This is a genomic window from Pseudoalteromonas sp. JC3, from assembly GCF_030291895.1.
Lineage (GTDB): Bacteria > Pseudomonadota > Gammaproteobacteria > Enterobacterales > Alteromonadaceae > Pseudoalteromonas.
Genome location: NZ_CP127855.1, coordinates 1302408 through 1315595, shown reverse-complemented (window position 1 = coordinate 1315595; position 13188 = coordinate 1302408). Strand labels below are relative to the sequence as shown.

13 protein-coding genes are annotated in these 13188 nt (G+C 43.7%); 7 read left to right on the top strand and 6 right to left on the bottom strand.

Annotated elements, in window-relative coordinates; translation table 11 throughout:
• Positions 1 to 25 precede the first annotated feature (25 nt).
• Positions 26 to 796 carry an NAD(P)H-dependent oxidoreductase gene (locus tag QSH61_RS05410; RefSeq protein ID WP_206472627.1) on the top strand — a complete coding sequence of 257 codons (771 nt, stop codon included), beginning with the start codon at positions 26 to 28 and terminating at the stop codon, positions 794 to 796.
• A gap of 37 nt (positions 797 to 833) precedes the next feature.
• The gene (locus tag QSH61_RS05405; RefSeq protein ID WP_206472630.1) at positions 834 to 1793 is read left to right on the top strand and encodes a hypothetical protein; all 960 of its coding nucleotides are present in this window, start codon (positions 834 to 836) and stop codon (positions 1791 to 1793) included.
• Between the two features lie 14 nt (positions 1794 to 1807).
• Here QSH61_RS05405 and QSH61_RS05400 read toward each other — a convergent pair whose 3' ends face one another.
• Positions 1808 to 3040, bottom strand: coding sequence for a helix-turn-helix domain-containing protein (locus tag QSH61_RS05400; RefSeq protein ID WP_206472631.1), 1233 nt, complete (start codon positions 3038 to 3040; stop codon positions 1808 to 1810).
• Between the two features lie 50 nt (positions 3041 to 3090).
• Here QSH61_RS05400 and QSH61_RS05395 point away from each other — a divergent pair, with 50 nt between their 5' ends.
• The 3 genes from QSH61_RS05395 to QSH61_RS05385 all read left to right on the top strand — a co-directional run bounded on the left by QSH61_RS05395 (position 3091) and on the right by QSH61_RS05385 (position 5821).
• Positions 3091 to 3924, top strand: a complete 834-nt coding sequence (locus tag QSH61_RS05395; RefSeq protein ID WP_206472632.1) for a DUF2306 domain-containing protein — start codon at positions 3091 to 3093, stop codon at positions 3922 to 3924.
• A gap of 30 nt (positions 3925 to 3954) precedes the next feature.
• Positions 3955 to 4524 (top strand): hypothetical protein, encoded by a 570-nt coding sequence (locus QSH61_RS05390; protein WP_095727337.1) that lies wholly within the window; start codon positions 3955 to 3957, stop codon positions 4522 to 4524.
• Between the two features lie 121 nt (positions 4525 to 4645).
• The gene (locus QSH61_RS05385; RefSeq protein WP_206472633.1) at positions 4646 to 5821 is read left to right on the top strand and encodes an alpha/beta hydrolase; all 1176 of its coding nucleotides are present in this window, start codon (positions 4646 to 4648) and stop codon (positions 5819 to 5821) included.
• On the opposite strand, the gene QSH61_RS05380 is transcribed toward QSH61_RS05385, so the two are convergent.
• Complete coding sequence (locus QSH61_RS05380; RefSeq protein WP_206472634.1) at positions 5813 to 6679, bottom strand: alpha/beta hydrolase; 867 nt, start codon at positions 6677 to 6679, stop codon at positions 5813 to 5815. The two genes, QSH61_RS05385 and QSH61_RS05380, sit on opposite strands and share 9 nt — an antisense overlap.
• 405 nt (positions 6680 to 7084) lie before the next feature.
• Here QSH61_RS05380 and QSH61_RS05375 point away from each other — a divergent pair, with 405 nt between their 5' ends.
• A complete protein-coding gene (locus QSH61_RS05375) occupies positions 7085 to 7825 on the top strand; it encodes a hypothetical protein (RefSeq protein WP_039492137.1) in 741 nt (246 codons plus the stop codon).
• Positions 7826 to 8020: 195 nt separating this feature from the next.
• A complete protein-coding gene (locus QSH61_RS05370) occupies positions 8021 to 9796 on the top strand; it encodes a sulfatase family protein (protein WP_206472635.1) in 1776 nt (591 codons plus the stop codon).
• Positions 9797 to 9850: 54 nt separating this feature from the next.
• Here the strand turns inward: QSH61_RS05370 and QSH61_RS05365 are convergent, their stop codons facing one another.
• From QSH61_RS05365 to QSH61_RS05350, 4 genes are all read right to left on the bottom strand, one after another.
• Entirely contained in the window at positions 9851 to 10753 is a 903-nt protein-coding gene (locus tag QSH61_RS05365; RefSeq protein WP_206472636.1) for a DUF808 domain-containing protein, read from the bottom strand.
• 409 nt (positions 10754 to 11162) lie between these two features.
• Positions 11163 to 12098, bottom strand: coding sequence for an endonuclease/exonuclease/phosphatase family protein (locus QSH61_RS05360; RefSeq protein WP_206472637.1), 936 nt, complete (start codon positions 12096 to 12098; stop codon positions 11163 to 11165).
• 12 nt (positions 12099 to 12110) lie between these two features.
• Positions 12111 to 12749 (bottom strand): DUF1826 domain-containing protein, encoded by a 639-nt coding sequence (locus QSH61_RS05355; protein WP_206472638.1) that lies wholly within the window; start codon positions 12747 to 12749, stop codon positions 12111 to 12113.
• A 23-nt stretch (positions 12750 to 12772) separates the two neighbouring features.
• The gene (locus QSH61_RS05350) at positions 12773 to 13150 is read right to left on the bottom strand and encodes a MerC domain-containing protein (protein ID WP_010607824.1); all 378 of its coding nucleotides are present in this window, start codon (positions 13148 to 13150) and stop codon (positions 12773 to 12775) included.
• Positions 13151 to 13188: the final 38 nt, after the last annotated feature.

Sequence of the window (13188 nt, the reverse complement as noted above, 5' to 3'; positions counted from 1 at the left end):
TCCTATTCGTTACAGAGCACTTATCATGACCAAATCCACACTAGTGGTATCGGCACATCCAGAGCCGACTTCCTTAACCCAGACACTCGCCAAAACAAGTGTCGAAACCTTAACGCGCATGGGCTTGCAAGTTCAAACTTCAGATCTATACCAAATGGACTGGAAGGCTGTGGTTGACGCAGCCGACTTCCCGCAAAATGACTCTCAAACACCACTTGCGATTATTGCAGCGTCTGGCAAGGCATATCACTCAAACACCCTAACCGAAGACGTTATTCAAGAGCAGCAAAAATTGCTGGCTGCCGACTTGGTTATTTTTCATTTTCCGCTTTGGTGGTACAGCGTGCCTGCCATACTTAAAGGCTGGTTCGATAGAGTCTATGCCTATGGCTTTGCTTACGGTTATCAAAACAAAGGGAACCAATTGCGCTACGGCGAGGGAGTTTTACAGGGAAAACGAGCGTTAATTTGTGTAACCACAGGTGGTGGATATAAGGATTACTCTCCTTTAGGGATAAACGGCACAATGGACGAATTACTATTTCCGATCACGCACGGGACTTTGTTTTTCCCAGGTATGGACGTTCTACAAAACCATGTTATTTTCGACGCAAAAGGCGAGCCTAATCAACGTATAGCTGATGAAATCGCTAATTGGTCAGAGCGCTTAACACACGTATTTAGTGAACAGCCAATCCCCTATCGAAAGCAAAATAGTGGCGATTACATCAACGGCCAAGTACTAAAAGCCGAAGTCGCCATGGGAAAATCGGGTATTGCTGCACATATTGCTTAATCAAGGTGTTATCAGCTATGTTTATAGGATGTAGCTGATGACTGATGAGTATTGTGATTTGCAAAACACTTGGATTGCCTTTTGTGGCGTTATGCTGCTCACGGCTTGTACCATAGCCAATAGCTGTGAGCTTGCTGTACTTGATGGTAATGTCGTGCTCAATTCCTCAAAGATACAGCCTAAATGTCGTTTTAAACAAGATCAAACCGGCCAATTGTCTGCTGTGGCTAAGTTCACCTCCGCGCTAACTCATCAAACGCCAAATTCTAAAATAAAGCCGCTATCACAGGAGCAAGCTCAGCAATCATGCAACATCGACACTACACTGGGCAGTTTGACTTGTACATTTAATGGTAAAAGCGACCACTTCACGCTGACTAACACCGTTAAACAGGGGAAAATCGCATCAACAAACTGGCAAGATGATGAATATGTTTACCTTGGCTGGATGACCAACACAGAGGTATTAATGGGCTATATTGCGTTTGGCGCGCTTAACAAGCACAGCGCTCCCTTTTTCATTCCCACCTCCCAGTTTTGCCAATATGGTCTAAGCTCGCATATTATCGACCTTGGTAAGGGCGACTTATTGTGCCAAAACCACGAGGGGCTTTGGTCTCATAGCCGTTTACTACCCCTACCACAGCCCTGCCAACAACCACAACAAATGATCCAAGATAAAGGTGGGATTTGGGCGCTGGAGTTTATCGAAAGTAGCTATCAATGGCAGATCTGCAGATACAACGATAACGCAGGTAGCCTATTAGCCGCATACGAATACAGTATAGATTTAAAGGCAACGCTGGCTCGGTATGACTTACAGCCCAGTGATTACACCCAACTTACTTTTTTATCCAATGGCGATACTAACGCTATCGCGAATTCGGTGGAAATAGATAACGTCTTTCCTGTCAGTGATATTACGCCAGAGCTTGACCCACAGACGATAGAGCTGCCTATTCAGCAGCTACAATACAAACTGACTACGCTAGATTAGGCCCTAATTGCCACTTACTCTTGTGCTTCACGTAGCACTTGCGTTTGACCATTTTGCTTTCTAAATTGATTTGGCGTGGTTCCAGTGGCGATTTTAAATGCTCTAGTAAATGGTCCAACCGACGCAAAACCACTTTCCAGTCCAACGACAAGTACTGGCCAATGCTGTTTAGCGGGGTCTTGTAACAGCACTTTGGCATGTTCAACCCTCAACTCATTGACCAATTGGCTGAAATTTCGCGCTTGCAGGTTTTGTCGTATCACTCGGCTTATCTTGTATTCAGGTTCATTAAATTGCTGAGCTAAGTCAGCGACTTTTAACCCTTCTTTGAGGAAACCTTTTTGCTCGATAAGAAAGTGTTCCACCTGTTGCTGGAGCGCAATATCATCCTCGGTTTGTGTTGGCTCGTTTGATTCAACGCACCTAACAGATGTAATTGTACGTTGAGATGAAAATCGCCAATGCAGTAACACTTGCGCTGTCAATATGATGAGGATAGCTGCGCTTGTCACTGCCCATTCTTGAACCTCACGATTATCGGCAAAGCGATTTTCGACTAATTTGGTGCCTGCGACACAAATAAAATAAGCGGATAAGAATAGCACCCTTTGTGCTTTTTCCTGCCCTTGAGACTGCGAGAACCCTCGGCACCCTTCCCAAAATGCCAGCATGAGTACACTAGATGACAACAACAAAGTAAGCTCATACGCCGCAATGTTAAGCCACTCAACTAATCCGCTAGCAGCCATGTGTAATTGACTGTCGATAAACAAATAGCCTTGCCGCCACACGACTAAGGCAGCAATGGCGATTGCAAACACAATATGCCTTTTTAAAATGGCATGTTTTTCTCTAAATAATGCCCTTGCAAGCAACCAAAACCCATTACAGGTCACACAAGCGCCCATGCCAATTAAATACTGATATCCATTTAAGGAGTCCTGCGTCAGCTTTTTGGTGGTGGCCAAAGCTATTGAGCCGCACACCAAAGCAAAGAGTAAATGTGCTGCTTTTTTCTCTTTTACAAAAAGCTGAGCAACAACCAAAGTGCAACATAGGCTAAGCAAAAGTAGGTAATAGTTTTCAATAGTCATGGCGATTGAAGGAATATTGATAGACGCAGAAACTCTAACAGCCACACCAAAAGCATTCAAATTAACTTTGTAAGTAAACTTAACACCAGCATTTTTAAAATTCGGCCTACTTTCTTTGCTTTGATTTTCAAAATCAAAGCGACGAGATAGCAAAACCTTGTCATTTTATATACCAAGTTTATTGATTTATAAGGATAAGTATTTTGTCTTCCCTCAATCTAACCAAAACAACAGGGGTTTTCTTTAGTCCCTTTAGCGTATTGAATGGTGCCGCAAAGAGCTGGATGTGTGTCGCACTGCTCGGGCAATGGATGTTTGCTGTTTATATCTTAGGCCTATATGCCATCCCGCTTATCGTGGGACTCACAGAGCAAAGTGCAGCGGTTTCACCGGCGAGTGGACACACAAAAGATGCCAAGGTGTTTTTTAGCCATGTTTTACCCGCTGTGATTTTGGCCACCAACGGTTTATTACAGCTTATTCCTGCGGTGCGAAAACGCTTTCCACGCTTTCATCGCTACAACGGACGCGTATTTTTTATTCTCGGTATTTCGGGCGCACTCACAGGGTTATATCTCACTTGGGTAACCGGTCTTAGGCTAAGCGATGTTGGTGCCATTGGGATAACACTCAACGGTATATTAATTCCCATTGCGATATTTTTTGCTTGGCGCGCTGCCATACAAAAAAATATCGCCGCACATCAACGTTATGCCGCACATAGTTTTTTCTTGGTTAATGGGGTGTGGACGTTTCGTCTTTATTTGTTTGGTTGGTACATGGTCAATCAAGGCTTCAATGGCAATACCGCAACCTTAGATGGCCCTGTCGATATATTTATTTCGTTTGCCTGCTATCTGCTACCAATGGTACTCGCAGAGCTCTACTTTTGGGCAAAACGCCAAACCAACGTCAGCGCACCGGTGTGGATAATCGCGGTGATGATGAGCCTAGGTTTTGTGATCACCGCGATTGGTGTCTGCGCGGCCGCTGTCATGATGTGGTGGCCACGCATTTCAGCCGTCTTTTTTAGTTAAATTACAGTTTAATCAGTTAGGAGTAGAAACATGCTTTCAGTCAAAGCGAACAAAATCAACAAAGGCCTAATTACATCGGCAATCTTGCTCGTGATACTAACGCTGATGTGGCAACATTTAAATGGCGGAATAGTGAGTCACCACTTACTTCACAGAGCTGATTTTCCAGCAGTATCTAACGCATGGGGCATTATCATAATTCCCGTATTAGCTTGGCTTACTGCACTGCGGCTACATAAAGCAATTGGCACAGAGCGCATTAAAAAAACAGCACCCGTGGTTATTCCTACTGAGTTTTTGGTCGCATTCTTTGTGATGTTACTCTTTAGCTTGTTGCAATCAGCCCTTTGGGAGTTCGGTTATCAAAGCCTCACCATGTATACAGCCTTAGGACTTTTGATAGCTGGGCTATTTTATCCAATCTACCGCGCAGAATGCATATTGGGACACGTGGTCGGTGCTAGTTTTACCTTTGGTTATGCTATTCCACTAGTTGGCATTTTAGTGATGGCAATCGTTTCAGTGTTTTCTCTTTTTTGCTTAAAACCTATCTTTTCTAAATTACTTAAGAAGACACAAACACCAATGAGAATGGAGTAATAGTGACCTTAGAAGGCTCAAGACAACACAAATAATTCCTAGGCGCTGCTATATAACTCGTTCCTTGTCGTTTTGACTCGTGTTAAATTAGTGATGATTTTTAAGCAAGGAACGAGTGGTTATGCAAGCTAGGTTAGTTACTCACATTGTTATCGTGGCTATTTTTACGTTGCTGTCAATTGGTAGCGCTATTGCTAATAAATCAGTAGATCCGAACTCGACACTGCAGCTTTCGTCCGCTTATTTTTCGCAAAAAAGAACGGTTCATATCGTCCTGCCACCAAGCTATGAGCAAGGCAATACAGGCTATCCAGTGTTATATCTAACTGATGGTCAGAGCAATCTTGAACATACCGCTTCAGCGGCTCGCTTCTTGGCACAACAACATAAAATACCGGAACTTATCATTGTTGCCATCGAAACCAACGAACACCGCACTCGAGATCTGACCCCGTCTTATCGCAAAGGTAGCCTTGCGGTACTGGGACATTTTGCAGGTCCAACACGGCAGCAAAATCCAGGCGGTGCAGAAATGCTACTGCAATTTATCGACAAAGAACTCATCCCTTACGTAGACAAGCATTATCGAACATCCGGCTATCGCGCGTTAGCAGGACACTCATTCGGTGGGCTGTTTGCAACCTATGCGCTACTTGAAAAACCCGATTTATTTAATGGTGTGATGTTGGCAAGTCCAAGCCTCTGGTGGGATAAAGAGCGATTATTAAATGACTTACTGGCAAAAGCGTTAATCAACAAGTGTATCTACATCAGCATGGCAGACGAAAGCGCAATCATTACGCAGCCATTTCAACGTCTTAATGATGCTTGGCGAAAGCCAAATGGAATTGACTTCAAAGCGCAGCACTTTAGCGGCGAATCCCATATGAGCGTCGTCTACCCGAGCTATTATCATGGTCTGCAGCACCTCTTTAACCATTATCAGCCATCCTTGAAGGTAGCGACCGCGGGTGTCACTCAGCTGGAAAATCATGTTGCCATCGCTAAATCGCTATACGGACTCAAGACTTACCCCTACGACGCACTGACTTCGCTCGGGTATGGCGCCCTATTCGAACGTAACTTCACTGCGGCCATCAACCTGTTCAGCTTTGTGAGCCAGCACAACTCAGCGTCCCTCAATGCACTGCAGCAATTGGCCATGGCTTATCAGCAAAAAGGAGATAAGCCATCACTATTAAAGACCTACCAAGCCATGCTTAAGCTTGAAGGGCTAAGTGAAAGTGAACAAAAACATTTGCTCTCTGAAATCAAAGCATTGCAACACTTACATTAACTGATTTTTTCTAAAGTGATGATACTCACTCAAGGCAAGTGGCACGGAAACCACTGGATTTTGTGAATGCCCCGCGCCCTCGCTAATGCTGTGTCCCCAACGCACATTGGCAGGCGCATGCTGTTCAAGTGCCTCTAATAAACCGCGAAATGACCCCGTAATGATGTCATTCTCAGCACCGCCTATGGAGAGGTAAATATACTTAGGTTTGCCTTGAATATTGGCTAGGCTTTTTGCGAATTCTTTTACGACAACCGAGTCGTCATACCACGCAGCAGGACTAAAAGCAAAGTAGCCATCAAAAAGCGCAGGTTTAGTCACCATGGTATAAAGTACAAAACTTCCACCAGCAGAGAACCCACTTAACACACGGTTGTCGTTAATTGAGTAGTTAGCTTCTAAATAGGGTAACAGCTCGCTTTCAACAAATTGCAAAAAACGATCTGCACGACCAAAAATGGCAGGATCATTGTCACTCTCTGGACGAGCCTCAATCGCAACATCTTGTCGAGCATAAGGCGGTACTAAGTCGCGGTTGCGGGTCTGCGTCCAAAATTGATTGGGAATAGACACTAAAATGGCATCTTCTACCCTACCTTGTTCGGCAAGGCTGCTTAGTACCTCATCCCACCGCGCGAGATTAAAGTTGCCGTCGGTGCGAATAATGAGTGGATAACTATGTGCCTTGTCATATCCTTTTGGGAGGCGAATAAAGACCTTTCGATCTTCATTAAGCACTTGTGAAGACAACACTACATCAACATAATCTGAAGTGTAATGAGACTGGTACTGGGTAAACTTCCAACCAGCAGCGACGATTGCAATTAAACCTAAGAGAGAAAATAGATATCGCTTCATAAAACTTCCTGTCATTGTTTTTATTATTTCGTACTTTTGAATACAGTTTACTTCATCCTACTGTATATTTTTTAGAAACTAAATCGCAACCGCTATAATATCAAGCAGCTAAACATAACATACTGAAAACACTGAAACTTACTTCACAATTCAATGTAACATTATGTTTTAAAAATAAATTATCGCTGTAATGTGGTGTAATGGATAAAATTAGAATCTACCCTACCCTTACGCTGCGCAACAAATTTGCAACCAATCAAGCTCATTTTTTTTACTTGCGCAAATCATGTATCTGCATCAGCAGTACAGCCAGATACTTCTTACACCATTTGAACAATATCTTGTCGCTGCCGTGAGGTTCCCGATTAGATAATGCAAATGGTATCTTTTGACATGGAGTTCACGATGATGAAAATCTTAGTATCTGCCATTGTATTGGCAACCACAATGTCGAGTTTCAATTCGCTCGCTGCGCCTGAATCTTATGGCGTGCTTTTTTTAGACCGCAGTAGTTCAATGAACACGTTGCGCCCAGATGGACAAAGCCGATGTTCATTCTCAAAGCAACAGGCAGTGCAAAAAGTATCAAAGTTCTTTTTAGATGCCACAATTAATGGCCAGCAGCTAAATGTGAAAACGTTTGCTAGTGGCGGTCAAATTCAATCCCTAACTAACGGGTTTGTCGGTTTCAATGCGGCAATGATGGCACTCTATCAACTAGATCCAGAAGGGTGCTCGGGGCTAACTGCACTTGCACAAGCTATGTGTGATGGCGCTGATGAGTTAAGAGCAAATTACTCAACGGAAGCCGCTAATGGCGCACTGCTAAGAGTGTATGGTTCTACTGATGGCGGCGAAAATGACAGTCCAGTCTCTAGCTGTGGCGGCTCAAATTGGCAAACGAGCGTAACCTCTAAATACCTGTTTGAGCTACCACCAGTGCAATTCAATGCCACAATCTATACAGGCACAGTGCAAAATATTCTGGCTAATAAAGATAAGATGTATGTATTAGATGTTTCATCTGCATCTCAGTCGGTATCTAGTACCCCTACATTTCAGTTTCTTAAACAGCTGAGTATTGACACCGGCGGTACTTACGAAGAGATCAGCGACTCAGATGGCGGCGACCCAGGCGATTGGTAACTCACCAAATACCAAAGCATATATAAAGGCCGATAAGGCCTTTTTTCTATTCGCCGTTGAGAAAATACAGAATGTCGTTTTTACACATTATTTAAAATAAAAAAACAATTAAATTACACAAAACGCAAATACCTAAGGATCTTCAACTACACTCTCCGTGGGCATTTGCCCTGTGCAAGTTAAAAGGAGATTGTAATGAAGATTAATGGCAAACAACCGAATTTTCTAATCATTACCACCGATGAAGAGCGTTTCCCTCCACCTTACGAAAATTCACAAGCAAAAGAGTATCGACTCAAGCACAGTGCGTGCATGGCAGAAATGCGCCGCTGTGGCATGGAATTTATGAATCATAATGCAGCAGCGACGGCATGCGCACCGAGTAGAGCATCCATTTACACGGGACAATATCCATCCCTACACGGCGTAAGCCAAACACCAGGAATTGGCAAGTCGTCATTTGATCAAAACATGTTCTGGCTGACTCCCAATACTGTGCCAACCATGGGATCTTGGTTTCGCGAAGCGGGATATCAAACCTATTATCGTGGTAAATGGCACCTCTCCGATGAGGATATTATCGTGCCGGGGAGTCAGCAAGCGCTGTATAGTAACTCTGAAACTGGAGAGCCTTACCCAGCAAAACAAGCTCTCTATGAGCGCGCAGAGCGTCTAGATAAGTTTGGCTTTAGTCAATGGATAGGTCCTGAACCTCATGGCGCTGCAGAGAACAATTCAGGTACATCTCGAGATCCGGGATTTGCCAATCAAGTTTGTGAAACCCTTAAACAACTTGAAGAAAAGGCACAAAGCGGCGACCAAACGCCATTTTTACTGGTTTCTTCATTCGTAAACCCACACGACATTGTATTAATGGGACAAAAAGATTGGTTTTCCAACTTTTATGCCGAAAAAGAAGCCGGTAACCTTCCAAGTATTGCGCCAGCCCCAAGCCAAAATGAAAGCTTAATGGACAAGCCAAGATGCCAAAAAGACTATCAGCTTATGTACCCGCATATGTATCTACCACAGCCACCAGATGAAACCTATCGACAGTTTTATTACTACCTTATCGCAGAAGTGAACAAGCATATAGAACAGGTAGTTAACGCATTAAAGCAGTCATCTTTTTATGAAAATACTATTGTCGTTTTTACCTCAGATCATGGTGAGCTACTAGGTGCTCACGGCGGTCTACATCAAAAGTGGTACACCGCATATCAAGAAGTATTAAACGTGCCGTTTATTATTTCTAATCCTGTGCTTTTCAATCAACCTAAGCAGCTTGATATCACCACATCACATATCGACTTACTGCCTACCCTGCTTGGTCTAGCGGATATAGATATTGAGCAAACTCGTACTCAGCTTGCTAAAGATCACAGCGAAGCACAGCCACTCGTTGGCAGAAACCTAGCTAACGTCATTTTGGGTGAAGCGTCGCCCAAAGAAGAAGCCATTTACTTTATGACCGATGACAACATCGAAGTTGGTAGTGATATGACGAATATGCTTACCGGTAAAGCTTACAATAGTATTATCCAACCGAACCATATCGAAGCTGTAATAACGCAACTACCGGATATCAGCGGTGATACGAAATGGAAGTTTGTGCGTTATTTTGATAACGCTAGATTCTATGAGCAAGACCCGAATTTAGTTGATCTTGGTGGTAACGATGAGCCTACCACGCAATCGTCTGTGAGTAATGTCATTGGCGTCAGCAACCCAGACGGAATAACAACCACTCAGTTCATTCCCAGTGAATACGAGTGTTATAACTTGAGTGAAGATCCGACGGAAGAGAACAACCTGTTAAGCCCGTTTTGCGAAACGCCATTGGATGCGCGGATTTTAAAAGCGCTGCAATTTACGCTACGGGAGCAGCGTAAAGCCAAACGTTTATTACCACAAAACCTCAATGAAGCACCGCAAAAACCAGTCAACCAGCAAGTGCCGATTAGAAGGTAATCGAAAGGCTCTGCAAGTAGCCCTGAAATATACGGCTACTTGCGATATAGATATTTATGCTTTTTTAAACATTGCCAACAACTGACTTAGCACCGCCGCAATAATGACACCGATCACCGCACCCAATCCAAGCTTGGCGATAATACTCAAAAGCCAGCTCAATGCAGGGATCAGATTTTCAATAGCGTGAACAATTTCTTCAAGTAAGTGGAACTGGTGAGCCAAAATATCAACGCCAACTAAAAGCATTGCCAGCACACCGGCGACTGACAAAAACTTCATCAGACCGTTAGCAAAATAAAGCAGCCCTTTACCCACCCCACGTTTTATCGCTGCAAGTGTAGTCTCACTTGCGTCCTTAATCATGGCTAAACCAATATCATCAAGCTTAACAATCAGGGCCACAATTCCGTAAACCCCGATTGTCAGTGCAAGCCCAATTAACGAAAGGACTATTGCTTGCTTTTCAAAAGGCTGATCAGCAATCGCCCCCAGCGCAATAATGATAATTTCCGCCGATAGAACAAAGTCGGTAACGATAGCGCCCTTGATTTTGTCTTTTTCAAACTCGACTAAGTCAACACGCTCATCCTCAAGCGCTTTGACAAACTCATCGGTTTCTTGCTGTTGTTCCCGACGGTGAAAAATAGCGTGGAGAATTTTTTCGCCACCTTCAAACAGCAAGTACAGCGCCCCCAAAATTAGCATAATGGGGATCATAAACGGCGCAAAGTAACTGCAAGCCAAAGCAGCGGGCACTAAAATAAACTTGTTTAGCAAGGAGCCTTTAAACACCTTCCATACCACTGCAAGCTCCCGATCTGGTTTGATCCCGCCCGAGAGTTGCTCTGCGTTGACGGCAAGATCGTCTCCTAACACCGGAGCGGTTTTGGTTGCGGCTAATTTTGTTAGCGCAGCGACATCATCGAGCAAGGCAAGTAAGTTTGCGGATGGCATAGCACACTCCTTTCGTTTAAGTTATTCATTAAGTGCGGTTGTCAAATAGCTGCTTATGTTAGCAACAGGCCCTAATACACAATATTTTTATCATAGGCCAAACATGATATTGCAGGCATGACCGCTTCAAGACAACTTAAATGTTGTTTTAATTCTCTCAGCTCGGTAATTTTTTATACCGGATCCAAGGGATCAAAGGCGTAGTGTCGCCCTGCTATGCCGTTAGATAAGCCTCATACCCTTTTATCCAATCACAACAACAGAAGCCGTTAGCAAAAGCAAATAAGGTCTAATTTCAACACTAAAGTTGCCATTAAAGATGCTGCTTTTTTGTTGATTAGACCTTGATAATATTTGCGCGGCAGCGGTTGGCTATATGCGCTCCCTTTTAGTACAACTATCAACAGTCTTAACGCATGCTAATTGACACCGAAATAGCGCAGTGATCGCTGAGCATTTTCTCTTCAGACATATCCGCAAAAAAGTGTACGCTGGGGGCGAATTTTACCGTGTTTGCAAGTTTGTTGCTCAGTAATATATGGTCAATCGGCACAGGGTAACGAGGGTGACAACCTGTCAGCGTCTTAGTTGCATTTATCAAAGGTGTAAAGGCGTTATTTTGGTGCTTGGTTAACTGCTGCCAAAATTGATTGTCGCCATGGCTTAAACGATGATTAAAGTCGCCCAACACAATGGTGTTGCTATTTGCGTGTTTCTTCAACCAGGACTTGAGTACTGGTAATTGCTCTGCCAGCAATCGACAGGCTTTTTTATCCGATGTCGAGTAGTTATCAACAAAACAGCCGCTTTTAAGATGGACATTAAGCACTGAAAGCTCACCAAACTGAGTATCTAAGGTCACAACTAGACCATGTCTTAGCCCTTCAACATCCACGCTAAGTTCGCTCACGTTATCCACTTTGCTTGAGGCAAGGCTATTTTTAATTGCAAAAGCGGTTTTCTGCTGTGTAGAGACGTTGCCACTTCCTCTACAGTCGTACGTCGCGCTATCAGCTCTACTTGAAATCAGTAATTGCCATTCACTACTTGGAAAGACCTGCTCTAATGCTTTAACCGATGCGACTTCTTGCAGCGCAATAACGTCTGCATTAAGCCCTTTTGCATAATCGCGCAGTGCGCTTATCTCCTGCTCATCACGAGGCCTACATCCTGTGTTCGATGGATATGCTAAATGCTCCATGTTCCAAGTCGCGATTTTAAGCGGAGCGACGGTTGCTTGGCCACTTACCGCGGAGGTACCGATATTTGTAGGCTCTGACTGGCATCCCAAAAGCGAGAGGCTAAAAATAGCGCTAAATACAAATGCAGTTAATTTTGTTGTCATAATAAATCCAGTCTATGCGATAAAATCTAATGTCAGTAGCAATCGTTTTTCCCCTGTTACTACTGCTGGTGAGCGATGCACTAAGCCACGGCCTTCATTGCCTTCCCAACGCTCGCCTTTTAATAATGCCACATCCCCACAGGCTAGTGATATTGCGTCTGCTTCCGGGACAACAGTCAGTTTGTTGCCATCCCTTGATACATGCTGGTTTCTAAGCCACTCACTGCCAGCGCCTGCTAGTGTAGTCACCAGTCGTACAGGTACTTTATCAACATGAAATTTTGGGCACATTGCAGTCTCGAGCATTTTTAACCGTAAACCAACTATGCGAAGTTCAAATAAACAGCTAAACATATCTACTATTTCAATAATATGCGCCACCATCGCATCGCTAAAATTCATCTGCTTTAACGGCTCACTAACTTCGCAAGTGATATTGCTAGTCGCAATTTGTAGCGCTAATTCTATCTCTTTTGCTGTTTCTAAGTAGTGGCCAAACTCTGCTTTCAAAGCAGGTGATAATGCATGTTGCCAAATCACAATATTGGTGTTGGACTCATAAATCTTGGTTAACACAGTTGCATGTTCTGACTGCTCATGATGCAGAGAGTCCGCATCAAGCAAGGGCTCTATAGGCATAAGGCTATTCATATTAACTCCAAATAGGGTTTTATTTAGTGAAAATTGCGACGCAGCGCATAATTTCGAAGATGAGCGTAGGAGATGAGTATAGAGCCAAGCACTGTGAACAAGGTTTCTCCACCTTGTTCAGCTAAAATAGTTGCTAGCACCAAGAGTGTGCAGCCCACGAGCCCTAAACCCACAACAAGACCTGACTTATGCCGCACATAGCCAAACCCAAGGGCCAAAACGCTAATAGGTATTACTGCTATTAGTAACCACTCGTGAAAAGCTTCATCAGAGAGCGCTAATAAACCCGCGAAGGGAGGAAGTACAAGTAATAAAAAAGGTAATATTAAACAGTGGACTAAGCACAACATAGATAACCCAATTGCTGCTTTGTCTCCAAACGACTGTACTTTTACGTTCACACTTTCTCCTTTGTCATGCTCGCCTGCAATTGATACAA